Consider the following 24,926-nt stretch of genomic DNA (forward strand, 5'->3'; position numbering starts at 1 on the left):
ATATGACAGAGCAAATGTGGATAGTTATATTGCCTTCGTTAGTAACTGGATTAATTACCTATGCGGCTACTAAGACTACGAATAAAACGAACTTAGCTGAAACGAATATCAAAAATGCAACTCAGCTTTATCAGAAGTACGAAGAACTAAATAAAGGATTGGAAGCGAAAGTTGATCGTTTAGAACACCAAATTGAAATCATGAAAACCAAGTACGAAAAAGAAATAGCATTTTATCAATCTGAAGTTGAAAGACTAGAGGATGAAAACGAAGAATTGTCAACGAAACTAATAAATACAGAGAAAGAATTACGAAATTTGAAAGGTGGAATTTAAATGGATTTATCAGTAGTAACAGAAAACTTTGTACCAGTGATTGTAATTGCATGTTTAGTCGTTGGCTATATTATTAAGAACACGCCAGTTTTAACTAATAAGGTAAATGATTATATCCCATTGATCGTCGGAGTACTAGGCGCAGTATTAGGGCTTCTAATGAACGGTCTAACGGTTGAATCTATTGTTTATGGTGCAGTTAGTGGGCTAGCGTCTACAGGGTTGCATCAAACATTTACCAGGATTATCAATCAAGGAGTGGCTGAATAAGCCGCTCTTTTTATTTTAGAAAGGATGATTTAAATGAGTTTTATTAAGTACGAGTATATCAATATGAACAATTTTTCTCGCCCAGGTATCAGGAACAGCGGTATTAAAGGCATCATCATGCATTATACTGCAAACAATGGTGGCACAGCCCGAAACCATAAAACATATTTTAATAATTTGAGTAGTGTCTATGCTTCGGCTCAATTGTTCGTTGATGATATTGAAGCAATCTGCATTATTCCGTTGAATGAAGTTGCTTATCATGCGAATGACATCCAAAAATATGTAAGTGGCCAACCGTACTATCCACTTAGAAGTATCTTAGGAAATGCTAACTACTCCACGATTGGGGTTGAAATGTGTTTGGATAAGAAGGGAAACATTACTGAAAAAACTTTCCAAAACACTGTTAAGACTGTTAAAGAATTGATCGCTATCTATCCTAATATTACAAGAGAAAAGATTTGGCGACACTTTGACGTAACAGGTAAGAATTGTCCGGCTCCTTGGGTAGCAAAGCCAAGCGAATTAGAACGATTTAAAGATGCAGTCTTTGGCTCGAATGGGAATTCTAGTAATAACAACACTTCATCAGAAAAGCCAAGCACGCCAGCTAGTAAGCCAAGTTATATTACCTTATCAGTAGATGGCAAGTTTGGTCCAGCTACTGCAAGACGGTTGCAGCAATATTTTGGGACCACACAAGACGGTGTCATCAGTCATCAGTATAAGCAGAAATTTAATCAGAATATTTATGCCGCACAATTTGATCAAACACTGAGAGGATCTAATGTAATACGTGCTTTGCAGAAATTGTTAGGAGTCTCTCAAGATGGATTAATGGGTCAAGCCACAATCAAAGCATTACAAAAGCGATTGGGTACTAAGCAAGATGGTATTATCAGTCCAGTTTCAAACGTGGTATCTGCATTGCAAAAAGCATTGAATATTAACAAATTACCTTAGAACTATTTTGTATATATTTGCAAACCATTGATAGGAGTTGTCAGCATGACTAATGAAACTAGGGCACACATTCGCAGCATACTATGGCAATATAAAAAGATCGAAAAAACATTTAAAGAGTTCTCAGATATTATTGCAACAGATAGGAACCCTTATATGGAGTATCCATTAGGTGAAGAAAATCCAAGCTGGACAATGAATCAAATTTTATTTTACAAATCATTTTTAAGAGTGGTCAATGGTGTTCTAGAAGATTCAACACTTGATGTAAGAGATATATTTTATGTGAAGTACTACAATGGTCATTCGAAAAAATGTATAGCGGTTGTATCTGCGGAAACTTTTCTAAGCGAGTCTACTATTAAGAGAAGAGATGCGGAATTTATTAATGAAATTGCAAAGAGGTTAGGCTGGTTATCGGTTTGACCTCTTTTGATTCATACTTCGATTTATACTATAAGTGGAGATAGGGAACATGTTTCGAACTCGTGGACGCACGAAATATATTTCCAAAGGAGGCTTTAAATTTGGGTAGTATAAATAATATGATTCAGTGGTTTAAAGACCGAGAAGGTAAAGTAAACTACAGCCAAGATGGACGTTTGGGACCTAATAGTTATGACTGTAGTTCCGCAGTGTATTTCGCTTTGATTGCTGGTGGATTTATCCCAGTGGGAAGTATGGGGTGGACCGGATCGTTACACGATACAACTTTACCGCCTATCGCAAAAAAAATTTCACGAGCGGAATGTCGCAGAGGTGACATTTTCCTATCAAAGTATTGGGCAAATGATGGGCATACGGGAGTCTTTTTAGATAACGGCACAATCATTCATTGCAATGCATATGATGATAACATTCGAACAACTGTAGCAGATGGACGTATGGGCCCAGAACCAACTGAATATTATAGATTGAATAATGCAGATGATGAAAATATGCCAGATACAGAAAGCGAGGAAATGTTAATGTGGGTATTTTACCAAGCAAACAAAAATGTACCAGTTCGTTGGTTCAATGGAGAGCATGCATATGCTATCGGTCACGCTGATGAGATGAAAGCAATTCAGCAAATTTATAAAGCGAACACAGGTAAAGATGTTCCATTTTTGACAAATTGGACTGATGCAACTCCTTATCATAATCGTTTGGCCAATGTCTTGAATCGAACACCTGATTTCTAAAATCATCAGGAGGAGGAGAAAGAATGGCTAATGAAAATATGAAACTATCTCAGAATGGTTTTGAGTTGATTAAAAGTTTTGAAGGGTTAAGTTTGACTGCGTACCAAGATGTTGTCGGCGTTTGGACAATAGGATATGGTCATACACAAGGTGTATATGCTGGAATGACTATTACTTTAGAACAAGCAAACAATTTTCTGAAGCAGGATATAACCAACCATTTACCCGGTATTTATAAATACGTTACGGTAGAATTGAACCAAAACCAGTTTGATGCCCTAGCAAGTTTTCACTTTAATTTGGGTGTAAATATTTTACAGGGTTCTACACTGTTAACTTATATTAATTCAAAAAATTGGCAAGCAGCAGCTAACGAAATGAAAAAATATGTAAATGGAAATGGCTCTGTGATACCGGGGCTTGTGACGCGAAGACAACTTGAAACAGATTTGTTTTTAACACCAGTAAATGACAATACAGAAAATGAAAGTGAGGAAATATTGATGTGGGTATTTTATCAAGCAAATAAAAATGCGCCTGTGCGTTGGTTTAATGGTCAGCATGCATATGCAATTGGACACGAAGATGAAATGAGAGCAATTCGACAAGTGTATCATGCGAATACAGGAAAAGAGGTCCCATTCTTAACAAACTGGACAGACGCTGCGCCTTATTATAACCGCCTTGCGAATGTTTTGAATCGTAAGCCGGATTATTAATAACTGATTCGTTACAGATAAAAAGCTCCATACTCAAATTAGAGTAGGGAGCTTATTTATTATTTTGAAAGTAATTTAGCTTGTATTAAATTGAATTATACCTTAGACTTTATCGTGCAACATGCATTAATCTAAGAAGAGTACTGGCACAGGAAACTTGGGGAAGTTTTTCTGGACTGCGACCAGTACTCTTCGTATTTATTTTATCATGGTTATTATTTAATAGATATTCTTGTTTAGAATATCGTCTAAAATATTTTTATGTTTTTCAGCATATTATAATTGTAAATTCATGACACAATAGAGAAACTCCTTACTCAATTAGAGTAGGGGGCATTTTTCATTGCTTCGAATTCAATCATAATCTTCGGTTTGCCAATCACCGTATACTTTTTCACAACAAATTGTTTCCTACTATTATACTCACCAGACACAACAATTTGCATTCCTTCGTCCACATCAGCTAGGAAGTTCAAACTGTGTGCAGCAATCAAGCAGTTAACTTCGTTAAGTGAAAACCGCACCAAAGGGGTCTTGCTCATCTTCAATACACGTACCTTCGATACATAGCCTTTCATCGATTTCATAACAATCGCCTCCGTAAGCTTGTACATAATAGCAACAATCCGTTTTACCTAAAGTGACAGCAACGTAAAACTCGACACATTTTGAACCGTACAAAGCTTCCTGAGATTCAGAAATGGAGTCAGGAAATTCATTTCTAAACTCAGAAAAAGGCAGGTAGCCTTGCTCGTACATGGCTATTAAATTCATATCAGTTACCGCCAGGTCTATATTTTTCATCAGGATTGTACTTCCTAAGTATCTTATATTGTGTTCTGACATGATCAAACAAATAATTTTCACCCTCTACCTTGAATACAAACGCTAGCTCTTCCGGATATCCGCTGTAGCTGCAGGGTATCGTAAAGTAAGGTTTCCCGAAATTCTCCATCGTCCGAACAAACTGTTCATATAGCAGGTGCGCTGGACCCATCCTCTCAATAAACTCGTAGTAGTAGCGTTCTAGTGCATATGTCCGTTGGTGCGCAAGTGGTATTTGCATATCAATCACTCCTTGCAAGAATTATACGAACGAACGTTCGTTTTGTAAAGCGAACAGAAAATAAAAAAAAGCTCTCTACCAAATAAGGTAGGAGCTTTGAAATTTTAATAGTCGTATTCTATTCTTCCTATTGGAGTTGAAGGATCTTCCATAAAATCAATAACTAAAGGATAATCAGCATCTTTAAGTAGATATCCATAACCGGCTTGAACGGTTGCGCCAGGGTTAATTTCAACTTGAGTTTTATCGTACAAATCATAATATTCAAAGTCATCCATATACATTAATGGACTTAAGGTTTCTGTTGTATCTGGAAAAATTTGTTTTGCATCGAAATAATCCCAAATAAGAAACTCCAAATTTTGATTTTCTTCAGTTGTATTCTCGTAATCAAAAGTAACAAAAATAGACTTGTCTCCATCTTCACTCTCATTACTTTTAGATCCAGTCAAAGTAAATATACCTTCAGGAGTTGTAAGAGTAGTGTTTTCAAAAGAAACTCCTGATGCTTCAGCTTCTGGCGATGACTCAGTAACAGGAGCAGCAACTGAGTCAGAACTGCTAACACTATCTTTTTCTTGTGAAGAAGAATCGCTCGTCTCATTATTATTAGATGTACAACCAGAAAGAAAAACTATCCCTAATCCCAACAAAACTATTTTTTTCATTTCAAACCCTCTCTCGTTAATTTTATAAAATTATTGTAACAGAAAAGGTTCTTACTTTGTAAACAAAAACTGATAGTGTTCCACTAGGAAAAGAGGGGGAGAAATTAAATAACGCCATTTTTAATTTATTCGTCCACAAAACATCCACACAGTTTCTCCAAATTAATACAATAAACGGAAAACAAAAAGAGAACAATGTGCATGGAAAGGTTGATAAAACAATATTCTTGTGTATAATAAGTACTTGTGCGAAGCGCACCGCGGTTCATCAACCATCCCGCGTAATCAAAACTCGGAGAAAGTAGGGATCAAATGGAAAAATCAACAAATCTAACCAATCAACGTTTGCGTGTCGTCGCAGCCAATGGGATCATTATGGCACTTTATGTTGCTGTAACGGTTCTAGTCTCACCCGTTGCCTCAGGAGCGATTCAATTTAGGATATCTGAAGGATTGAATCACTTGGTCGTTTTCAACAGAAAATTGATGTGGGGTGTCGTTGGCGGGGTTGTAGTGTATAACATGTTCTTTGGAATGGGGATCTTGGATGTCGTATTCGGCGGTTTCGGAAGCTTCTTGGCTTTAGGAGCAACTGCATTGGTATATAAGAAGATTCCAAATGTTTTCGTAAGACTGGCATTTAATACCATTGTTTTTTCATTAAGTATGTTCCTGATTGCGATTATGCTAAATATCACCTTAGCATTGCCTTTCTGGCCAACATTTGCAACAACGGCATTGAGTGAATTTATTGTAATGACGATTACGGCACCGGTGATGTATATCATCAATCGTGCCGTTCGCTTCGATAAGCGCGTGTAAAAAAAGCTTGTTTTTTGCTTTGATGGTTCTCAAAAAACAAGAAAAAAGATCATTCCTAAGAAATGAAGGAATGATCTTTTATTTTATTCTGCTTTTAAGTCTTCGATCTCCACAACTTTGAAGTTTTTCGCTTCTAGTTGCGCAACGATCTTGTCGCATAATTCTTTTGATGTGTTTGCTGGTAAAGTGATCATCGTACGACGAATAAATTCGTCTTTACCGATGTCGAGAGTGATACAGCTAGCGATACTGCTGTATTTTGCGATTATTTTTGAGATAACCGCTAAGTCGCCTTGTTGTCCTGTTGATGCGATCGTCAACACATAGCTTCCTTGTTCGACGCTCCATGATTGTGACAACATATTCAATAAGGAACTATGAGTCAAGATGCCGTAAAATTGATTGTTTTCATCTAGTACCGCAATATAAGGCAATTCTTTGATTGTGAAGAAAACCTTAAAAAATGAAGAGTTGACATAAATGAACTTCGTCGCATTTTTTAGCAGATAGGTGACGGGTAAAGTCATGTCACCGCCATTTGCTTTATGGCGATAGATGTGCATTTTATAAATATTTCCTCTAAAAATCTTTCCTGATTCATCTAGGATAGGCACACAACGATAACCAGACTCTTCTAAAATTGCCAGCGCTTCTTCTAAGGTAGCTGTTTCCTTTACCGTTGTTAAATCGCGTTTTTTGTAAACCATTGTTTTTAATAACATAATTTTCCCTCCCAAATACCCATTTAACACCATTATCATACCACAAAATCAGCAGAAACTATATTTATACGACAGAAAATCAAAAATTGACACAATCTTAAATAAATGGTATTTTTAGTGTTGGAAAACTTTATAAAAAGGGGGAGGACACTAAGATGGCAACGAAAAAAGCTGCTTTGGCTTGTTCTGTCTGCGGATCCCGCAACTATTCAAAATCAGTCAGTGAAGGTAAAAAAGGCGAACGCCTTGAAATCAACAAATTTTGCAAGTATTGCAATCAATATACTTTGCATCGTGAAACGAAGTAAGGAGGGAATCGAATGAAATTTTTGAAAAATGTTGTTGAAGAAATGAAAAACGTTTCTTGGCCATCAAAAAAACAATTACGCAAAGATACATTTGTGGTGATTCAAACAACCATTATTTTTGCATTGATGTTCTTTGTGATGGACACACTGATTCAAACGGTCTTCAATTGGATCCTAAAGTAACACTTCTTACTGATAGCGCTAGTCATTTATCACAAATCGTGCTATAATCGCTTTGAGGAAAAACTTCGGTGCAGCTGAGGTTTTTTTATTTTACAAAAAAGATGGGGAGTCCGAAAAAAATGGAATCTTTTGAAAAAAATTGGTATGTACTGCATACGTATTCTGGCTATGAAAACAAAGTAAAAGCGAACCTAGAGTCACGTGCACAAAGCATGGGGATGGGTGATTATATTTTCCGTGTCGTCGTTCCCGAAGAAGTAGAAACAGAAGAAAAAAACGGCAAAACCAAAGAAATCGTTCATAAAACATTTCCTGGCTATGTATTAGTTGAAATGGTCATGACGGATGAATCTTGGTACGTTGTACGTAATACTCCTGGGGTAACAGGTTTCGTTGGTTCCCATGGTGCAGGAAGCAAGCCAGCGCCTTTATTACAAGAAGAAATCAATTCAATTTTACGTTCGATCGGTATGAGTACTCGGACAGTTGAACTGGAAGTAGAAATTGGCGAAACCGTCAAGATCATCGAAGGTGCGTTCTCTGGTTTAGAAGGTCAAGTAGCAGAAATCGATGAAGAAAAACAAAAACTAAAAGTGAACATCGATATGTTCGGTCGTGAAACGAGTACAGAACTTGATTTTGAGCAAGTAGATAAAATTTAACTGCCGGATAGACTAGCATGAACGGCTCATTTACGGTAAAATAACAGTAATGAGAATAAAGTGGACCAATTCGTTGGCCCACTTTTTTTTCTCAAAATGAGTAAGCGCTTTATAAGAGGAAGGGGTCTTATGTCAAAATTATTTGCTTTTTTTAGAGTAAAGTTTCACAATGATTTTCATCCCCATACTAAAGGGATGATCTCTGTACATAATGGGTATAGCTTGTTGTTTCTTTTTAATTTGCTGCTGTTTTTCTTTGCCATGTTGTTTTTCGATCCAAGGGTGGCAGTCGAAGAGCTCAAGTTGATTTTATTTTCGGAAAGTCATCTTGTGACAGATTATATTGCTATGACTTCTGTAGGGTCGGCTTTATTAAACAGCAGTTTGATGACGTTTGTAGCGATCTCGATTTGCTATCATTATCGGGTGCCGATCACAGGAGGCGCGGTGTCTGCTATCTTTATGGTGACTGGGTATGGTTTTTTTGGGAAAAATCTACTAAATTTTATCCCGATATTTTTAGGCGTCCGTCTGTATTCGTATTTTATGAATGAACCATTGAAAAAATTTCTGTTGATTGCATTGTATGGATCGTCGGTTTCTCCAATCGTCAGCTATTTTGCATTCAATGACTCACTACCGCCTTATTTTAGCTTGGTGATGGGGTACGGTATTGGAATTTTTACCGGTTTTTTGATGGTTCCCATGGCCTTATATTTTCAAGGACTTTTTCAAAGCGTCAGTTTATACAGTGCTGGATTCACTTCAGGAATGTTGTGTACATTAGTCGCCGCTATCTGTCGGATGTTTGGCCTAACGATTGAGCTAAGAACATTGGTGTCGCAAGAACAGCAGCCGCGTTTGATTCTCATGATGCTGGTTTTAGGAAGTGTGTTCGTAGGCTATGGGTCGCTGATGGCAATCAAGAAAAAACGATTGAATATGCGAGCGATTTGGTCTCATAGTGGCAAAATCGAACGAGATATCTTACGTGATACCGGCGTTTATAATACGATGATCAACATGGGATTGATGACGTTTTTGCTTGTGGCATATGTCGTCAGTATTGGTGCGGTTTTAAATGGACCAGTTATCGGTGCGATCTTTTGCGTCATCGGCTTTTCTGCTTGTGGCTCTCATGTCTTTAACTCGCTGCCTTTATTGGCAGGGGTGACGATTGCCAATCTATTGAGCGTATACACCATCAACGAGACGGTTACAGTCACGTCAGCGATTTTTGCGATGATGCTCTGTGCAGTAACAAATGCCTATGGCTGGAAAGGCGGCTTGGTGGTCGGTTTTGTGCACGCCTCAATGGTACTGAATATTGATTTCTTACATGGAGGTTTGAATCTGTATAACAATGGTTTTTCTGGCGGGCTAGTCGCCATGATGATCATTCCCTTATTGGATCTCAGCAAACAGCTTTGGCAAAAATCAGCCGATCAGGCGCAAGCTACCAAGGATGAAAAACCACAAATGGACTTGAAAGCACAAGAAAGCGAGCAGCCATTGGTCCCATTGGATCAAACAGAAGGAAAACCTAAATTTTCCGAGCCTGTGAAGGTATTAAAACCCGTTGCCCAAAAGAAACACTATAGGGTAGGCGAGTGGGAGTAGAAAAACCGCCAATGTCATTTGTTACTTGTTTAACAAGTAGGGAGTGCTTGCCTTTTCGTCGTTGGAAATAATGGGAAAATGAAAACCAACCAAGAACAAGCAAAGATTGGTTGTTCTTGGTTGGTTTTTATTCGTGTTCATTTCTAAAAAAACATCAACGATTGGCTTCTAAGATTTCTGCCTGTAGGCGTTGGGCAGTCGGCGTCATGGCTAGACCACCTTCAGCCGTTTCCTTGAAAATGCTAGGCATTTGTCGTCCTACTTGATACATCGCTAAGACCACTTCATCAGGTGGGATGACACTTTCGATTCCTGCTAATGCCATGTCGGCAGAGATAAAGGCCTGGGAAGATCCCAGGGCATTGCGTTTCACGCAGGGGACCTCGACTAAGCCCGCGACAGGGTCACAAATCAAGCCCATCATATTTTTTAAGGTGATCGCCACCGCTTGAGCCGCTTGGTGAGGGGTGCCACCTTTTGCACAAACCAAAGCCGCCGCTGCCATTGCGCTAGCAGAACCGATCTCTGCTTGACAACCTCCTTCGGCACCGGAAATCGAGGCATTGTTGGCAATCACCAGGCCAAAGGCGCCGGCTGTAAACAAAAAGTCGACTTGTTGCGCTCGAGTCAGTGCCAAACGCTCACGTACGGCCATCAATACACCAGAAACAACACCCGCACTACCGGCAGTCGGTGTTGCACAGATCAAGCCCATTTTCGCATTGACTTCGTTGACTGCAATGGCATTTTGGACCGCTTGTAGAATGGTTTCTCCGCTTAAAAAATCACCGGCAGCAAGGTAGTCGTTCATGCGAGTCGCATCGCCGCCAGTCAATCCAGTCACCGATTTTACCCCAGCGACACCTTCAGCGACTGATTGTTCCATAACAACTAAATTCTTTTCCATGATTGCAAGGATCTGTTCGCGACTACGACCAGTATTTTCTGCTTCGATCGCAATCATCATCTCTGCAACGGAAGGATAATTTTTACTTTCTATTACTAACTCTTCTATTGTATAGAACATGTGCTTATCTCCTTTAATCAAAATACGCAGCGCTGTAAACGTGCGGCAAAACTTTGATTTGTTGCGCCAGCTGATCATTGCGCTGATCGACTTCGATGATCATGATTGCTTTATCACCGACAGCTTCTCTCGTAACGGTCATCGTACCGATATTGATTTGAGCCTCTGATAGTAAATTGGTTACTTTCGCAATCATTCCCGGAACATCTTGATGGACGATCACATAAGTAGGGGTACCCAGTGTCAGAGAAATTTTGAAGCCGTTAAGCTCTGAGATTTGAATGTTGCCACCACCTATCGAGATGCCAGTGACAGATAGTTTGTGGCTACCTTTTGTCAAAATCATCTTGACCATATTCGGATGTTCCGCTTTTTCTTTTTTAGGGACGAATAAGACTTCGATCCCTTTCTCATAAGCGATTTTTAAAGAGTCCGCTAGGCGAGTATCATCTGGCTCCATGCCTAAGAGACCGCCAACTAACGCAATATCGGTTCCATGACCGCGATAGGTTTTAGCAAACGATTCATACAACAGGATATCTACACTGTCTGGCTGTTCGCCAAAAATACTGCGAACGATTTTTCCGATCCGGGCAGCACCGGCGGTATGAGAACTGCTGGGACCCACCATGATGGGTCCGATTATGTCAAATACACTGCGGTATTTTAATTGTTCCATTTTTTTCACCTCGATAGTAGTAAACGAATAGGGAAGAATTCCAGTAGTAGTGTAGCATAAAAAAATGAGAGAATGAAAAAAGCAGACCAAAAGCAAGTTATTTTTATTTCTTTTTTTAGCGATGGACTAACGAAAAGCGCTGGTGAGCATTTTTTCAAAAAAATCAGCTGAAAAACCTTGAATTATTCCATAAAGATGCTATAATATTCCAGTGTGCTTTCGTCACACGTTTTTTGTGTGTGCACATGAATCACCAAAGTGGGAGGAGAAATTTGGATCTCCAATTAACCACATCACGGACTCAAGGAGGTATGTCTCGTGGCAAAAAAAGTAGAAAAAATCGTTAAATTGCAAATTCCTGCAGGTAAAGCAACACCAGCTCCGCCGGTAGGTCCTGCGCTAGGTCAAGCGGGTATCAACATCATGGGATTCACTAAAGAATTCAATGCTCGTACAGCTGATCAAGCAGGTTTGATCATTCCAGTAGTGATCTCTGTATACGAAGACCGTTCATTTACTTTCGTTACAAAAACACCACCAGCAGCAGTATTGTTGAAAAAAGCAGCAAACGTTGAAAAAGGTTCAGGCGAACCAAACAAAACAAAAGTTGCAAAAGTTTCACGCGATCAAGTAAAAGAAATCGCTGAATTGAAAATGGAAGACCTAAACGCAGCTGACGTTGAAGCAGCAATGCGCATGGTTGAAGGAACTGCACGAAGCATGGGGATCACTGTAGAATAATTACAGCCCTAAGGAAGTAGCTTCTCAGTCGGCTTCATATTGAAAAATATGGGACACGTGGGAGGTTCTACCGTTATAACCACATCAAGGAGGAAACAAAATGGCTAAAAAAAGCAAAAAAATGCAAGAAGCATTGAAAAAAGTTGATGCTACAAAAGCTTATTCAGTTGAAGAAGCAGTAGCTTTGGCAAAAGAAACAAATATTGCAAAATTCGACGCAACGGTTGAAGTTGCTTACAAATTAAACGTAGACCCTAAAAAAGCGGATCAACAAATCCGTGGCGCGGTAGTATTACCAAACGGTACTGGTAAAACACAAACAGTTTTAGTTTTTGCTAAAGGCGATAAAGCCAAAGAAGCAGAAGCAGCTGGTGCTGATTTCGTTGGTGACGACGATATGGTTCAAAAAATCCAAGGTGGCTGGTTCGATTTTGACGTTGTTGTTGCAACGCCTGACATGATGGCTACTGTTGGTAAATTAGGTCGTGTATTAGGCCCTAAAGGTTTGATGCCTAACCCTAAAACTGGTACAGTAACAATGGACGTAACAAAAGCAGTTAACGAAGTAAAAGCTGGTAAAGTTACTTACCGTGTTGACAAAGCTGGGAACATCCACGTACCAATCGGAAAAGTTTCTTTTGAAGATGACAAATTGATTGAAAACTTCAAAACGATCCATGAAACATTGTTGAAAGCTAAGCCTTCAGCAGCAAAAGGGCAATACATGAAAAATATCTCAGTTACAACAACATTTGGTCCTGGGATCCATGTAGAACAAGCTTCTTTCTAATTTAATACAAAAATTCAAAACTTTTATTGACTTGACTACCTTATCTGTGGTAAGGTAGTCAAGGTTAAAAGTTTAACTGTACCGAAGACAGTAGGTGGCATTTGCCTTAATTTCCTACCGAGGACGTTTATTGAGAATCTTCAATAGTCCCTCTATGTCTACGGTGGCATAGAGTTTTTTTATTGTCCTTTATAGGACAAAGGAACAGTTTGTTTCGAAGAAACTCTTCCATCAAAATCAGGAGGTGAAATATAAATGAGTGAAGCAGCTATCGCTAAAAAATCCGCGATCGTTGATGAAGTGAGTGCAAAATTCTCTGCAGCCGCATCTGTAGTCGTTGTTGACTACCGTGGACTAACTGTTGATGAAGTAACTCGCTTACGTAAACAATTGCGTGATGCAAACGTTGAGATGAAAGTTATCAAAAACTCAATTCTTTCTCGTGCTGCTGAAAAAGCTGGTCTAGAAGGTTTAGGTGAAGTATTCACTGGCCCTACTGCCGTAGCATTCAGTAACGAAGACGTTGTTGCACCTGCAAAAATCATTAACGATTTCGCAAAAGACGCAAAAGCTTTAGAAATCAAAGGCGGTATCATCGAAGGCAAAGTTTCTTCATTGGAAGAAATTACTGCATTGGCGAAATTGCCAAACCGCGAAGGACTTCTTTCTATGTTGCTATCTGTGCTACAAGCACCTATCCGCAACGTGGCTTACGCTGTCAAAGCAGTGGCAGAAAAAGAAGAAGATGCAGCATAATTGCCGCATAATTTTTCAGTATTAAAAACTAAACTACTTACTTAAATGGAGGAAAACAAAATGGCATTGAACATTGAAAACATTGTCGAAGAGCTAAAAGGCGCGACAATCTTAGAATTAAACGATTTAATTAAAGCTATCGAAGAAGAATTTGGCGTATCTGCTGCAGCTCCTGTAGCTGTAGCTGGTGGAGCTGGCGATGCTGGTGCTGCTGAAGAACAAACTGAATTCACTGTAGAATTGACTGCAGCTGGCGATCAAAAAGTTAAAGTTATCAAAGCAGTTCGTGAAGCAACTGGCTTAGGCTTGAAAGAAGCAAAAGCAGTCGTTGACGGAGCTCCTTCAGCAGTTAAAGAAGGCATCTCTAAAGACGAAGCTGAAGCATTGAAAGCAGCTTTAGAAGAAGTTGGCGCTTCAGTAACAGTTAAATAATTTTTCTTAGTGTCAAATCTTTTCGTATGAAGGGGTTTGGCGCTTTTTTTGTTAGAGGCTGAGATTCCTAAAAAGTAATAAGCAGCGATCCTCGTTTTTTTATGAGCGAGGATCGCTGCTTATTTTTTTCGAAATTGTTGGAATAAGAACACGAAAATAAAAAAGAAAAATGCTTCCCACAACGTTGTGGTCCAACTAAAGCTGCGGTTAATACCAAAAACGAGATTACCAATATTGGAAACCACCAAATACAAGGCTGTTGCTAGCAAAGAATAGCCGAATCGTTTGCCCATCATTACGCCTCCCTTTGCTATGATTGTAACAAGTCAAAAGAGTTGTGGCAATCAATTCTGATGCAGTGATGATAAATTGATCGATAGAAAGAGAAAAACCGAACGGTCCGTAGTGATCGTTCGGTTGAAGAGGATGTAGCCCGGTTCGCTTAATCCAATGGAACATCAAAGATCCAACCGGTTGGTGCCGAAATATCGCCGAATTGAATGCCGGTCAATTGGTCATACAATGCTTTTGTTTGTGGACCAACTTCCGTTTCGCTATAGAACACATGGAAATCCTCGCCGTTTTGGATCCCGCCGATCGGGGAAATAACAGCAGCTGTTCCGCAGGCACCCGCTTCGACAAAACGATCCAGCTCATTGAGATAAACATCACCTTCCACAGGGGTTAATCCTAATGAATGTTGCGCTAGATGCAGCAATGAATATTTTGTGATACTTGGTAAAATAGAAGGAGATTTTGGTGTCACAAATTCATTAGCAGCCGTGATCCCGAAAAAGTTGGCAGAACCGACTTCTTCGATTTTGGTATGCGTTTCTGGATCAAGGTAGATGCAATCGGAAAATTTCCGTTGATGGGCTTCGTATCCAGGTAACAAACTCGCCGCATAATTTCCACCAACTTTGGCTGCGCCAGTACCATTTGGTGCCGCGCGATCATAATCAGAAACAATGAAATTGGTTGGTGTCAATCCGCCCTTAAAGTAAGGTCCGACCGGCATACAAAAAACCGTAAAAATATACTCTGGTGCTGGGCTGACACCGATATTTTCTCCGACGCCAATCAATAGAGGACGAATATACAAGGTGGCGCCGCTGCCATAAGGCGGAACATATTCCTGATTTGCTTTTACTACTTGTTTTACCGCATCTAAGAAAAAGGCCTCAGGAACCTCTGGCATACGCAGGCGATAGGCACTGCGGTTCATCCGTTTGCTATTTTCGTCTGGACGGAACAAATTGATGCCGCCATCTTTTCTTCGGTAGGCTTTTAGTCCTTCAAAACATTGCTGTCCATAATGAAGAGCGGTTGATCCCTCGTGGATATGCAGATAATTATCCTCGGTAAGTTCGCCTTCATTCCAAGAACCGTCTTTCCATGTTGCCAAAAAACGCCATGGCGTTTTGATATAAGAAAACCCTAAATTTGACCAATCGATTGTCATTCGTTCACACCCTTTTTTAATTTTTCTAAGTATAGCACTTCAGAAAAGAAATGTCATTATTTTCTGAAAATTCTTCTGTAAGAATATTTGGTGACAGTGACGTGTAAAGAAAGGGGAACCGATCTTTGCTTGTACGAGTTCCCCAGATTGTTTTTCTACAAGTTCTGTGCTTCAATGAGAGTATAAAAAAACAAAAAAGGGGGAACGTTTGTGATTGAGGAAGTGTTGACGGACAGTCTGGGGATCGCTGCTGCGTATCGACGATTGAAACCAATCATGATCCATACACCACTTGCACCAAGTAATATTTTAGGCAAAGAAAAAGAGGGCACGATATTTTTGAAATTAGAAAATCTACAGCGTACCGGCTCCTTTAAAGCGCGGGGGGCGTATAACAAACTCGCGTCATTGACTGATGCAGAAAAACTTCGCGGTGTCATTGCCTGTTCTGCAGGAAATCATGCGCAAGGTGTTGCTCTCGCCGGATCGTTACTGGGGATCAATGTCCGAATCTTTATGCCATTAACGGCTGCCAAAACAAAAATAGAGGCGACAAGAAGTTATGGCGCACAAGTCGTTTTAGCAGGAGAGACGTTTGATGAAACCAAACAACTGACACTAGACGCCATGAAAGATAGTGGCGAAGTATTTGTCTCTCCCTTTGATGATCGTGCAGTAATGGAGGGGCAAGGAACGATTGCGATCGAACTGTTGGAGGATCTTCCAGATGTTGATAATGTCATTATTCCCATCGGCGGTGGTGGGTTGATTGCTGGGATTGCTTTAGCCTTAAAAGAACTTCGTCCAGAAGTCAAAATCATCGGCGTTCAATCCTATGGCGTTTATGGCATGATCGCCTCACTTTGGCAGCAAAAGCTAGTAGCCAATCGCCGCAGTAGAACGATCGCCGATGGCTGTGATGTTGCTTTGGCAGGGGAACTGACCTATGATGTTTTAAAGACCCGTATCGATGAAACGGTCTTAGTTGAAGAATCCGATATCGAACAAGCGATCCATTACTTAGCATTGAGGGAAAAAGTCATCGCAGAAGGGGCTGGTGCATTAAGTACGGCGGCGATTTTAAGCGGACAGATCGATCATTTGCTTCGAGGAAAGAAAACTGTGGCATTGGTCTCCGGCGGCAATATTGATTTCTCTGTGTTTAAGGAAATCATCTGAGTGCAACAAGCCTTTAAAAAAAGAAAGAAGAGACCTGATTAGACATTCTCCTAATTGGGTCTCTTCTTTTAAATTCAAAGCAGGCGCTCAGATGATTACTTTGGGAGAGAAAGTATTGTTTCGATCCACTGTCCAAAGGTTGTTACATATTTCAACGGTCCGATCAATGTAAATCGTGCCATCGTTGGGTTGATTTTTTCAAAGTAAAAACGCCGACTTTCCCCTGAGTAAAGTGCATTGAACTCATCAATAACGATTTTTTTTTGCTGTTGTAGCAATTCCTCTGATTCAATAAAGAAATCAATGGCAAGTAAGCTTTCGGGTATCTGTTTTTCTGAACGTATTGAAGCAAAAGAAAGCAGGGGATCTTCAAATGGTTCGCCCATCAACGAAGCCACATCTTTGTAAGAAAAGCGCCACTGCCCGCCAATTTTTGTCCCTTTAAGTTGGTTGGTCTTTTGATAATTTCGGATGGTTCGAGTCGTTACGCCCAGTTTTTCAGCGACTTCTTCAACGGTATAATAATCTTTCATCGGTTCCTCCTACAAAGCGATTGTACGATCACAAAAGCGTTGCTCCTCTTTCTTATGACTAGTATAGATGATCATGCGTTTTTCTGCATGTTTTTTTAAATACTTCATAATCTTTTCGGCAGCTTCATCATCAAGGCTGCTGGTAGCTTCGTCTAAAAGAATGATTTCGGCATCACTTAATAATATGCGAGCTAGAGCGATTCTTTGCTTTTCTCCTCCAGACAAGTCGGCACCATTTTCCGTAAGCCTGCTAGTCCATGAGCGCTGTTGAAAAATGGGCGCTAAAATACCAGAGGTTTCGATAATTATTTTTTCTTCTCTCGTCATTTTTCTTCCCCATACAAGATTTTCTTCAATTGTCCGAGAGAGAATCGTAGGGTCTTGAGCAAGGTAGAGGGTTTTATCTGTTTCAGGGTTTCTTGGCTTGATGCGTTTACTCTTCGTTGAAAGCGAAATTCCTTCTGATGGATAAAGGCCAGCAATTGCCTTTAAAAACGTTGATTTTCCTTTTCCTGAAGCGCCAGCCAAGTAAATATGTTCACCAGGTTTCAAGGTTTCTTCAATGGGAAAGGAAAAGCTGTGGTTGCCAATGGATACGACAGGGTGGTCGAAAGTAAGACTCAGAGTAGCTTCACACGTTTGGTTCCAGCGGTCATCGGGAGCAGCCAATTCTTCGTTAACAAAACGTTGATTGGTCCTCAGAGTAGCTGTATCAAGATTGATTTTCGTTAAACCACTTAATGCAGAAAAGTAAATGGGTAATAGCACGCCAATCAAAATCAACGCAGAGGTTGGCAGTTCATCTTGTAATATTCCTTGAATCATAAACAAATAGACGCCGATCTGGGCGATCTGATTGATCGCATTAAGGACTAAACTAGTCGTTTGGGCAAAAGTATTGGTGTTTGCTAATGTTTGATACATCGATGTCAATTGAGAGGAAAACAGCTGCTCAAGAACAGCGTCACTCCATTGCTTCATTGTATCAATATGGGACAATGTTGTTAACATTTCCTTATTGCTAAGAGCAAATGCTTCTTGCATATTTTTCATCTTAATACTCAACTGTTGATTGATCCATCGAAACCCAAAAACATTGATGGGAAATAGCGATAGTAAAATGAAACCCAGTAAATAATGCAATTGGAAACACAAAAAAAGTGGGATCAGCAATAAGAAAAAGCAGCGAATGGATTCGCTAAAACTACCGCAAATAAACAAGTATAAGGAATCAACAACGCCAAAGATGCGGTTTAATAGATAAGTGGGCTCCTTTTCAGAGAGTTCTACATAACTCTTCCTTTTCATTTTTTTTAACAATTCTAAGAGATGGCGAACATTCATCGAAGCTGCATAGCGCTCTTTCATCAAAATCAATAAGAATTGCGCGCAATAAGTGATACTTAATATGAACGCTAATAAGCCGACGAGATGATCAAAGCGCAGTGCGTGATCTTCTTGTAGAAGCAAAGGGAAAGCGAGGTTTGTCAGGACAGTCAAAAAAACTAGCAAACTACTCAAACTGATAAAAAGTTTATTGTTTCTAATAATTTCAAACATAAAATCAACTTATTTCCTATATTTTCCTAAATGGTAGATGTTTTTATGAAAATTGTCAATAAAAAAAGAGTTCCTGATTAAAGGAACTCTTGAAAAATCAAAAGCTGCGTCCGCCGCCGCCGAATGTTCCGCCACCAGAAGAGTGGGTCGTACTGCCACCGCCGCCGCCAGAAAAACCGCCACCACCGCCTCCACCATTATTCGAAGGACGGGGGATGCGTCTGGTTGTGACAAAGGAATTGACTAAGCGATCTTCTTTTTGGGTCAGATCAATACTTGATTTTTCTAGATAGTTAAATTTGTAGCCGCCCATTTTTAATTGGTAACGGGATTTAACAATGATGAAAAAAGCGATACTGATCACTGCCGCGATCGCTAAGCAAATAGCAATTTCTAGTGGCGTTATCACTTTGTAATAAGTAATTTTTCCGGTATCACGATCGATACGATAATGATCGGCTGGAACACCTGCTTCCACAAAACCCTCTGCTTTTTGCAGATAGACCAATGCAGCTTGATAATAATTTCCCTCTGCCATCTGGTCAAATACCGAATCAAGTAGCTTATCTAGACGTGAATCGGTAAGATAATCGATCATATTTCCGGAAGTCGAAACGTGAAATTTCCGTTGCGCCATATCGATCACCAATGCCGAACCGTTGTTGTCGTTGCCGATCCGTCTTGAAAGATATCGATCAGTGTACAACTCGATATCTCCCGTATTGCTGTTTGTTGTTTGAATAAAAACTTCGCCCTTGATCTTTGCATTCAGCGCTTCTGCTTCTTCGTTCAACTTCTGGATCTCTTGTTCGGTAAAGAGTCCAGCGTGGTCTGCGACTGTCTCTTCGGCTGCGAAGGCGGGCAGGGCGGTTAAGAAAAAACCAACCAGCAGTAACAACAAATAAGATAGTTTTTTCATAAGAAATACGCTCCAATCAATGCGAGGATGGTCGTTGCCGCGAAAATTGCGCCACTGACGATTCCCAAGCGCTTGTAACTAATCGGTAAAACACCGCTGACTTTTCCGGTTTGCCCATTCATCGCATAATAAAAGGCACTCTTGTTTTCATCATCGGCTCGATAGGTCACTAGCCATACAGGAAGCAAAACGTAGTTGTTTTCTTCTTTTGTTAGATTGATGGAACGATTGTTGCGTTTAAAACTAGTATAGCCATTGACGGTACCTGCTAGCAGATTTTCAGCATAACCCGATAATTCGTTTTTGACTTCGTCAGAAAGATCAATGTATTCAATGTCTCTTTTTTCTGCTTGGAAGCCGGCTAAATATTGACTGCGAAAATTAACAGCTTTTTCAAGGGGAAACGGCTGAACGCCAGTCACCATTTTTTGCTGAACGTTTTTTGACAGCGCATGCTTGAGCAATTCATTCACCTTGATTTTTCCTCGTCGCAAGACATCGTATTGTTTGTGCTCAGTATATTCAATATCACCAACGCGCCAAATACGCAAAGAGGTACCCATACCTGAAAGCGAGCCATTCATCTCAGCATCGACGACCCAATAAGGGAAGTACACACCAGTCAATTTCTCTACTTGTGCTTGATCGAAGAAATCCCGTGGCACAAATTTTTTCTTTTGCGCCCATTCTAAGAATTTCGCAGTTGCTTCTTCCTTTTCGATGGCAAAAGGGAGGACTTTGTTAGGTAAAAATTCTCCTGAAAGCCGTCCCGACAAAACGACCGGGTTATGGCAAAAGTAGCAATAGGTTGCGGCTGTAGTCGCATCCGTCACGATTTCAGCACCGCAGCTGGGGCAGGTGAAAAGGTCCATCTGCCCCGCTTGTGCATCGGCTTGCTCTCTAACTTCTTCTTGAAGGGACGGTTCAGTCTCGGTCGCTGCAGAAGTATCTGAGACAGGAGTATCGGCCATCTGCGCTTCTTTTTGCTTTTCTTCGAAGGCAGTGACTTCGTCTTCAGTAAAAATACTCAGACAAAATGGACAATGAAATTTTTGATCACCAGGTTCAAAGGTTAAAGCGCCCCCACAATTGGGGCACTTATGTGTGATAACATCCATCAGCAATCCTCCTCAATTAGTCTACTGGGACACCTTTGAAAGGTTTGCCGCAATTCGGACAGAATTTTGGAATGCCGTTGGCTAAATCGATCACTTCACCACAATCGCTGCATTTCATTTTCAGGCTTGGTCCATCGCTCGTTGGTTTTGGCGTCCCGCAATTGCTGCAGAATTTACCAGTATTAGAGGTGCCGCATTGTGGACAGTCCCAATGATCTGCGTTGTTTTGTGCAGAAGCCTGTTGCTGCATTTGCTGTTGGTTGTTTTGTGACGCTTGGTTCAAATAACCGCCACCAGCGTTCATCCCCATGCCCATGCCAACAAACCCAGTCGTAGCCCCAGCGGCATTGCTACCGGCAGATTCCATACCACGAGCAACCGAACCTTGAACATAGCCTTCACGAATCGAAGGGTCGCCTAACATTGCCCCTTGGTTCCGCATGTTGATCAGTTTTACGGAATCATCCGTATAAGAGATGCTTGCGACGGCAACAGAAACGATTTCCATGCCGCGGAGTTCTCGCCAGCTGTCATCAAGAACCGTTCCCATATATTTGCTTAATTCCATGCTCTTAGATGGAACGTAAGAAATTCGTTCGCCATCAGCGGACATTTTGTTGATCGCTGTTTGTAGGGCGGTCAAAAATTCAGCTAAGTACTGCTCATTGATGTCGTTGATATCGACTTGACTTTTGTTTTTTGGGATCGCATTCGTATAGAACAAAATTGGATCGGTGATTCGTAAGGAATAGTTTCCGTGCGCCCGTAAGAATAGTTCTGCGTTATAAAAGTTGTCAAAATAGTTCAAAGGCGATGAAGTACCGAAGCGAATTCCTTTGATTTCTTGAAGATTGATATAAAAAACTTGTTGTTTTTGTGGTGTAACGCCGCCAAACTTAAAGCGGTCGAAGGTTTCAGAAATCGCATCTTTCAATGAACCGTTCAACATCGAAGGCGCTAATTCATTTTTGACGGTATAGTAGCCTTCTTCAGCGGTATAATCGATGATTCGCCCGCCATCAACCAATAACATCATCATATTCGGATAGACATGGATCACTGACCCATCAGTGATGACATCTTCCGTGCCTTTTCTGTTAGAACCGCGTTTGTCATTACGCCGCACTTTGACACCTTTTGTCATTACTGTCGAATCGCTCATATTGTCAGGCTCGATCACCTCTAGCCATTGATCTGCTAATCCGCCGCCAATTGCGCTTGTTGCCGCTTTGATAATACCCATTTTCAGTCCTCCTTTAAATTGTTTTCATCACAATAGATGAACGTAGATTCATTATACCATAGGAGGTGAGATTTACGTTATCAGTCTAAAGTTGGAGAAGAGGAATGGTCTTTTTTCTTGAAAATAGGGAGGAATAAAAGGATATAGTGAGTGAAAGCGCGCGGAATGGCTCTTCGAATTAAATTTCCATTTCTTTTGAGATTCCACCACGCAAACGGTGGTTTTTTTAGCTGATATTACGTATAATAGAAGGTAGCGAATTTTGAAATGAGTGTGGAAAACTATGGCCTATCAAGCATTATATCGTGTTTGGCGTTCTCAGCGTTTTGATGATGTTGTCGGACAAAAAGCAATTACCCAAACCTTAAAAAATGCAATCGATCAAAATCAAATCTCGCATGCTTACTTGTTTACGGGCCCTCGAGGAACCGGGAAAACAAGTGCAGCGAAAATTTTTGCCAAAGCCATCAATTGTCCGAACCAAGTCAATGGCGAGCCTTGCAATGAGTGTGACATGTGTCGCTCAATCACAGCTGGAACGCAAGAAGACGTGATCGAAATCGATGCGGCAAGTAACAACGGTGTAGAAGAAATTCGCTTTATTCGTGATCGTGCGAACTATGCACCGACCCAAGCAGAATACAAAGTTTATATCATTGATGAAGTGCACATGCTGTCAACAGGCGCATTTAATGCATTACTAAAAACATTGGAAGAACCACGGAAAAATGTTGTCTTTATTTTGGCAACAACAGAGCCCCATAAGATTCCAGCAACGATTATTTCCCGAACCCAACGATTTGATTTCAAACGGATCAATACGCAAGACATCGTGGGTCATTTGGAAACGGTCCTTACTACTAGCGAGATCAATTACGAAGCAGAAGCTTTACAGATCATTGCGCGAGCCGCAGAAGGCGGTATGCGGGATGCCTTGAGTATCACCGACCAGGCGATCGCTTTTAGTGATGGAACCGTAACGACCCAAGATGCTTTAGAAGTGACGGGCAGCTTGTCCTATGAAATGATGGACCGTCTGATGCAGGCTTGTGGGGAAAAAGAAGTTGCCGATGCGTTAGCGACCTTGCGGGAGTTATTAGCCTCTGGTAAAGAAGCCCGCCGTTTATTGGAAAACTTGTTGGTTTATTGTCGAGACTTGCTGATGTATCAACAAGCGCCGCAGCTGCTATCTGAAAAGTCTCTGCAGTTGACTGAAGCGTTTCAAACACTGGCAAAAATTACCCCGCCATCAAAAATCTATCACTGGATCACGGTCTTAAACGATACGCAAAATGAAGTACGATTTACGAACAATCCTACGATCTATTTGGAAGTGGCTGTGGTCAAATTAGCCAATGATCCAGAAAGTGCTGCTGTTGCCAGCAATTCAGCTGACAATAGTCAAGAAGTGGCGCAGTTACGTCAAGCACTGCAAAAACTTCAGGCAGAGGTGCAACGACTGCAAGAGAATCGACCGACAGGTGCCGTTGCTGAAACCACCGCGCCAGTGAAGAAAACCAAGGCGACCACTACGTTCCGTTTACCAAAGGAACGCGTGTTCCAAGTACTGAAAAGTGCAACGAAGAAAGACTTGGCAAATGTTCGTAATGTTTGGGACGATCTTTTGATGTCTCTTTCCGTGACGCAAAGAGCTATGCTGCACTCCAGTGAAGCTAAAGCTGCCAGCGAATCGGGCGTCGTGATCGCTTTTGACTATGAGATCTTATGTCAGCGAGCAAGTAACGACCAAGAGTTTCAATTGATGATCCATAATCAATTGTCCCGTATGATCAAAGACTACGCCCCACAGGCTGTCTTTATTACAAAAGAAAGTTGGCCGACGCTACGACAAGAGTTTTTGGCTGGCGGTCAAGCAACGGAAGAGTCAGAAATTGAAGTAGAGCAAGAAGAGACCGAAGCCGCTCCTGTCGAACCAGAAAATGACGACTTAGTAACAAAAGCGCAAGAGTTATTTGGTGAATTAACCAGCATTGAAGAAAATTAATGAATATGGAGTGATGAATAATGATGCGAGGCATGGGAAATATGCAAGGCATGATGAAACAAATGCAAAAAATGCAAAAAGAAATGATGAAAGAACAAGAAGCACTAAACAGCAAAGAATTTATCGGCGAATCGACAAATGGCTATGTCAAAGCGACCTTTACTGGCGATAAGACGTTACAAGACATTGCTATCAATGAAGCAATCGTTGATGCTGACGATGTGGAAATGCTGCAAGATATGATCATTTTAGCCATCAATGACGGATTAAAGAAAATTGAAAAAGAATCGGAACAAACAATGGGCAAATATACAAGAAACATTCCGGGTCTATAAAAGGAGAAATGACGGTGCAATATCCTGAACCGATCGCCCGATTGATCGACAGTTACATGAAACTGCCGGGAATTGGACAAAAAACCGCAACACGTTTGGCATTTTATACGATTGATATGAAAGAAGAAGTCGTCAATGAGTTTGCTAAATCGTTGCTTAGTGTTAAACGAGATTTGCACTTTTGCAGTATTTGCGGAAATATAACGGAAGAAGATCCTTGTGAAATCTGCAGTGATCCCACAAGAGACAAAGAAACGATTTTAGTAGTTGAAGAGCCTAAAGATGTCATGGCATTAGAAAAAGTCCGCGAGTATCATGGACTTTATCATGTGCTGCATGGCGTGTTATCCCCGATGGAAGGGACAGGTCCAGAAGATATCAACATTGCATCCCTGATACAGCGGCTGCATGATGATCAGGTCAAAGAAGTGATCATTGCGACCAATGCGACCACGGAAGGCGAAGCGACGGCGATGTATATGTCGCGTTTGATCAAGCCTGCCGGTATTAAAGTCACGCGTTTGGCTCATGGCTTATCTGTGGGCAGCGATATTGAATACGCGGATGAAGTGACCTTGCTAAAAGCAGTAGAAGGTCGCCGAGAATTATAAAGATATTGGAG

The 24,926-nt window shown here is 40.7% G+C and carries 33 protein-coding genes and 1 other annotated feature; of the genes, 19 read left to right on the forward strand and 14 right to left on the reverse strand.

The features are described from left to right. The first annotated feature begins 2 nt into the window (after positions 1 to 2). From A5877_RS15375 to A5877_RS15400, 6 genes are all read left to right on the forward strand, one after another. Positions 3 to 335 (forward strand): hypothetical protein, encoded by a 333-nt coding sequence (locus tag A5877_RS15375; protein WP_086317181.1) that lies wholly within the window; start codon positions 3 to 5, stop codon positions 333 to 335. Then, positions 336 to 605 (forward strand): phage holin family protein, encoded by a 270-nt coding sequence (locus tag A5877_RS15380; RefSeq protein ID WP_086317183.1) that lies wholly within the window; start codon positions 336 to 338, stop codon positions 603 to 605. A 33-nt stretch (positions 606 to 638) separates the two neighbouring features. Continuing rightward, on the forward strand, positions 639 to 1,571 hold the full coding sequence (locus A5877_RS15385) for an N-acetylmuramoyl-L-alanine amidase (protein ID WP_086317185.1): 933 nt from the start codon (positions 639 to 641) through the stop codon (positions 1,569 to 1,571). 45 nt (positions 1,572 to 1,616) lie between these two features. Continuing rightward, on the forward strand, positions 1,617 to 1,997 hold the full coding sequence (locus A5877_RS15390; protein ID WP_086317187.1) for a transcriptional regulator: 381 nt from the start codon (positions 1,617 to 1,619) through the stop codon (positions 1,995 to 1,997). Between the two features lie 101 nt (positions 1,998 to 2,098). Beyond that, positions 2,099 to 2,755: a peptidoglycan amidohydrolase family protein gene (locus tag A5877_RS15395; protein ID WP_086317188.1), complete on the forward strand. Its 657-nt coding sequence runs from the start codon at positions 2,099 to 2,101 to the stop codon at positions 2,753 to 2,755. Between the two features lie 23 nt (positions 2,756 to 2,778). After that, positions 2,779 to 3,474, forward strand: coding sequence for a lysozyme (locus A5877_RS15400; RefSeq protein WP_086317190.1), 696 nt, complete (start codon positions 2,779 to 2,781; stop codon positions 3,472 to 3,474). A 317-nt stretch (positions 3,475 to 3,791) separates the two neighbouring features. Here A5877_RS15400 and A5877_RS17395 read toward each other — a convergent pair whose 3' ends face one another. The 4 genes from A5877_RS17395 to A5877_RS15420 all read right to left on the reverse strand — a co-directional run bounded on the left by A5877_RS17395 (position 3,792) and on the right by A5877_RS15420 (position 5,208). After that, complete coding sequence (locus tag A5877_RS17395) at positions 3,792 to 4,061, reverse strand: hypothetical protein (protein ID WP_086317192.1); 270 nt, start codon at positions 4,059 to 4,061, stop codon at positions 3,792 to 3,794. Further along, positions 3,982 to 4,278, reverse strand: coding sequence for a hypothetical protein (locus A5877_RS15410; protein WP_176273490.1), 297 nt, complete (start codon positions 4,276 to 4,278; stop codon positions 3,982 to 3,984). Before A5877_RS15410 ends, A5877_RS17395 begins: the two co-directional genes overlap by 80 nt. Beyond that, entirely contained in the window at positions 4,250 to 4,540 is a 291-nt protein-coding gene (locus tag A5877_RS17400; RefSeq protein WP_086317196.1) for a DUF5960 family protein, read from the reverse strand. Before A5877_RS17400 ends, A5877_RS15410 begins: the two co-directional genes overlap by 29 nt. 104 nt (positions 4,541 to 4,644) lie before the next feature. After that, positions 4,645 to 5,208 carry a DUF5067 domain-containing protein gene (locus A5877_RS15420; RefSeq protein WP_086317198.1) on the reverse strand — a complete coding sequence of 188 codons (564 nt, stop codon included), beginning with the start codon at positions 5,206 to 5,208 and terminating at the stop codon, positions 4,645 to 4,647. Positions 5,209 to 5,520: 312 nt separating this feature from the next. On the opposite strand from A5877_RS15420, the gene A5877_RS15425 reads away from it, so the two are divergent. Beyond that, complete coding sequence (locus tag A5877_RS15425; RefSeq protein ID WP_008379785.1) at positions 5,521 to 6,030, forward strand: QueT transporter family protein; 510 nt, start codon at positions 5,521 to 5,523, stop codon at positions 6,028 to 6,030. Between the two features lie 83 nt (positions 6,031 to 6,113). Here the strand turns inward: A5877_RS15425 and cbpA are convergent, their stop codons facing one another. Next, the gene (gene cbpA, locus A5877_RS15430) at positions 6,114 to 6,752 is read right to left on the reverse strand and encodes a cyclic di-AMP binding protein CbpA (RefSeq protein WP_008379786.1); all 639 of its coding nucleotides are present in this window, start codon (positions 6,750 to 6,752) and stop codon (positions 6,114 to 6,116) included. A gap of 155 nt (positions 6,753 to 6,907) precedes the next feature. Between cbpA and rpmG the strand changes: the two genes are divergently transcribed. From rpmG to A5877_RS15450, 4 genes are all read left to right on the forward strand, one after another. Then, positions 6,908 to 7,060 (forward strand): 50S ribosomal protein L33, encoded by a 153-nt coding sequence (rpmG, locus tag A5877_RS15435; protein ID WP_005229764.1) that lies wholly within the window; start codon positions 6,908 to 6,910, stop codon positions 7,058 to 7,060. A 12-nt stretch (positions 7,061 to 7,072) separates the two neighbouring features. Next, positions 7,073 to 7,243, forward strand: a complete 171-nt coding sequence (secE, locus tag A5877_RS15440; RefSeq protein ID WP_005229766.1) for a preprotein translocase subunit SecE — start codon at positions 7,073 to 7,075, stop codon at positions 7,241 to 7,243. A 119-nt stretch (positions 7,244 to 7,362) separates the two neighbouring features. After that, positions 7,363 to 7,905 carry a transcription termination/antitermination protein NusG gene (gene nusG, locus A5877_RS15445; protein ID WP_005229769.1) on the forward strand — a complete coding sequence of 181 codons (543 nt, stop codon included), beginning with the start codon at positions 7,363 to 7,365 and terminating at the stop codon, positions 7,903 to 7,905. Positions 7,906 to 8,034: 129 nt separating this feature from the next. After that, on the forward strand, positions 8,035 to 9,525 hold the full coding sequence (locus A5877_RS15450; RefSeq protein ID WP_008379789.1) for a DUF1576 domain-containing protein: 1,491 nt from the start codon (positions 8,035 to 8,037) through the stop codon (positions 9,523 to 9,525). A 154-nt stretch (positions 9,526 to 9,679) separates the two neighbouring features. Here A5877_RS15450 and sdaAA read toward each other — a convergent pair whose 3' ends face one another. After that, positions 9,680 to 10,552: an L-serine ammonia-lyase, iron-sulfur-dependent, subunit alpha gene (sdaAA, locus tag A5877_RS15455; protein WP_008381622.1), complete on the reverse strand. Its 873-nt coding sequence runs from the start codon at positions 10,550 to 10,552 to the stop codon at positions 9,680 to 9,682. A gap of 13 nt (positions 10,553 to 10,565) precedes the next feature. Beyond that, on the reverse strand, positions 10,566 to 11,231 hold the full coding sequence (sdaAB, locus tag A5877_RS15460; protein ID WP_086317200.1) for an L-serine ammonia-lyase, iron-sulfur-dependent subunit beta: 666 nt from the start codon (positions 11,229 to 11,231) through the stop codon (positions 10,566 to 10,568). Positions 11,232 to 11,549: 318 nt separating this feature from the next. Here sdaAB and rplK point away from each other — a divergent pair, with 318 nt between their 5' ends. From rplK to rplL, 4 genes are all read left to right on the forward strand, one after another. Next, on the forward strand, positions 11,550 to 11,972 hold the full coding sequence (gene rplK, locus A5877_RS15470) for a 50S ribosomal protein L11 (protein ID WP_005229787.1): 423 nt from the start codon (positions 11,550 to 11,552) through the stop codon (positions 11,970 to 11,972). A gap of 100 nt (positions 11,973 to 12,072) precedes the next feature. Then, the gene (gene rplA, locus A5877_RS15475; protein ID WP_005229790.1) at positions 12,073 to 12,762 is read left to right on the forward strand and encodes a 50S ribosomal protein L1; all 690 of its coding nucleotides are present in this window, start codon (positions 12,073 to 12,075) and stop codon (positions 12,760 to 12,762) included. 63 nt (positions 12,763 to 12,825) lie between these two features. Further along, positions 12,826 to 12,952: a sequence feature (ribosomal protein L10 leader region), on the forward strand. A 65-nt stretch (positions 12,953 to 13,017) separates the two neighbouring features. Continuing rightward, positions 13,018 to 13,518, forward strand: coding sequence for a 50S ribosomal protein L10 (rplJ, locus tag A5877_RS15480; protein ID WP_005236672.1), 501 nt, complete (start codon positions 13,018 to 13,020; stop codon positions 13,516 to 13,518). A gap of 60 nt (positions 13,519 to 13,578) precedes the next feature. Then, positions 13,579 to 13,950 (forward strand): 50S ribosomal protein L7/L12, encoded by a 372-nt coding sequence (gene rplL / locus A5877_RS15485; RefSeq protein ID WP_003127081.1) that lies wholly within the window; start codon positions 13,579 to 13,581, stop codon positions 13,948 to 13,950. Positions 13,951 to 14,069: 119 nt separating this feature from the next. On the opposite strand, the gene A5877_RS17255 is transcribed toward rplL, so the two are convergent. Both A5877_RS17255 and A5877_RS15495 read right to left on the reverse strand, forming a co-directional pair. Next, positions 14,070 to 14,243 carry a hypothetical protein gene (locus tag A5877_RS17255; RefSeq protein ID WP_005236653.1) on the reverse strand — a complete coding sequence of 58 codons (174 nt, stop codon included), beginning with the start codon at positions 14,241 to 14,243 and terminating at the stop codon, positions 14,070 to 14,072. A 149-nt stretch (positions 14,244 to 14,392) separates the two neighbouring features. Then, positions 14,393 to 15,412 (reverse strand): branched-chain amino acid aminotransferase, encoded by a 1,020-nt coding sequence (locus A5877_RS15495; protein ID WP_086299571.1) that lies wholly within the window; start codon positions 15,410 to 15,412, stop codon positions 14,393 to 14,395. Positions 15,413 to 15,622: 210 nt separating this feature from the next. On the opposite strand from A5877_RS15495, the gene A5877_RS15500 reads away from it, so the two are divergent. After that, entirely contained in the window at positions 15,623 to 16,591 is a 969-nt protein-coding gene (locus A5877_RS15500) for a pyridoxal-phosphate dependent enzyme (RefSeq protein WP_005236650.1), read from the forward strand. A 95-nt stretch (positions 16,592 to 16,686) separates the two neighbouring features. Here the strand turns inward: A5877_RS15500 and A5877_RS15505 are convergent, their stop codons facing one another. The 5 genes from A5877_RS15505 to A5877_RS15525 form a co-directional block, all read right to left on the reverse strand. Beyond that, on the reverse strand, positions 16,687 to 17,124 hold the full coding sequence (locus A5877_RS15505; protein WP_005236643.1) for a helix-turn-helix domain-containing protein: 438 nt from the start codon (positions 17,122 to 17,124) through the stop codon (positions 16,687 to 16,689). 9 nt (positions 17,125 to 17,133) lie between these two features. After that, a complete protein-coding gene (locus tag A5877_RS15510) occupies positions 17,134 to 18,684 on the reverse strand; it encodes an ABC transporter ATP-binding protein (RefSeq protein ID WP_086317202.1) in 1,551 nt (516 codons plus the stop codon). Positions 18,685 to 18,781: 97 nt separating this feature from the next. Next, complete coding sequence (locus A5877_RS15515; protein ID WP_086317204.1) at positions 18,782 to 19,603, reverse strand: TPM domain-containing protein; 822 nt, start codon at positions 19,601 to 19,603, stop codon at positions 18,782 to 18,784. Next, positions 19,600 to 20,721 (reverse strand): ATP-binding protein, encoded by a 1,122-nt coding sequence (locus tag A5877_RS15520; RefSeq protein ID WP_086299568.1) that lies wholly within the window; start codon positions 20,719 to 20,721, stop codon positions 19,600 to 19,602. Before A5877_RS15520 ends, A5877_RS15515 begins: the two co-directional genes overlap by 4 nt. A 16-nt stretch (positions 20,722 to 20,737) precedes the next feature. Next, complete coding sequence (locus A5877_RS15525; RefSeq protein ID WP_086299567.1) at positions 20,738 to 21,964, reverse strand: SPFH domain-containing protein; 1,227 nt, start codon at positions 21,962 to 21,964, stop codon at positions 20,738 to 20,740. Positions 21,965 to 22,247: 283 nt separating this feature from the next. Here A5877_RS15525 and dnaX point away from each other — a divergent pair, with 283 nt between their 5' ends. From dnaX to recR, 3 genes are read left to right on the forward strand one after another with little or no spacing between them, the layout of a single operon-like run. Further along, positions 22,248 to 23,969, forward strand: coding sequence for a DNA polymerase III subunit gamma/tau (dnaX, locus tag A5877_RS15530; RefSeq protein WP_086317206.1), 1,722 nt, complete (start codon positions 22,248 to 22,250; stop codon positions 23,967 to 23,969). A gap of 20 nt (positions 23,970 to 23,989) precedes the next feature. Then, the gene (locus tag A5877_RS15535) at positions 23,990 to 24,304 is read left to right on the forward strand and encodes a YbaB/EbfC family nucleoid-associated protein (protein ID WP_005236633.1); all 315 of its coding nucleotides are present in this window, start codon (positions 23,990 to 23,992) and stop codon (positions 24,302 to 24,304) included. Positions 24,305 to 24,318: 14 nt separating this feature from the next. Next, positions 24,319 to 24,915 (forward strand): recombination mediator RecR, encoded by a 597-nt coding sequence (gene recR, locus A5877_RS15540; protein WP_005229813.1) that lies wholly within the window; start codon positions 24,319 to 24,321, stop codon positions 24,913 to 24,915. The last annotated feature ends 11 nt before the right edge of the window (positions 24,916 to 24,926 follow it).

Origin of the sequence: Enterococcus sp. 3C7_DIV0644 (assembly GCF_002141235.1) — a bacterium.
Taxonomy (GTDB): domain Bacteria; phylum Bacillota; class Bacilli; order Lactobacillales; family Enterococcaceae; genus Enterococcus_D; species Enterococcus_D entomosocium.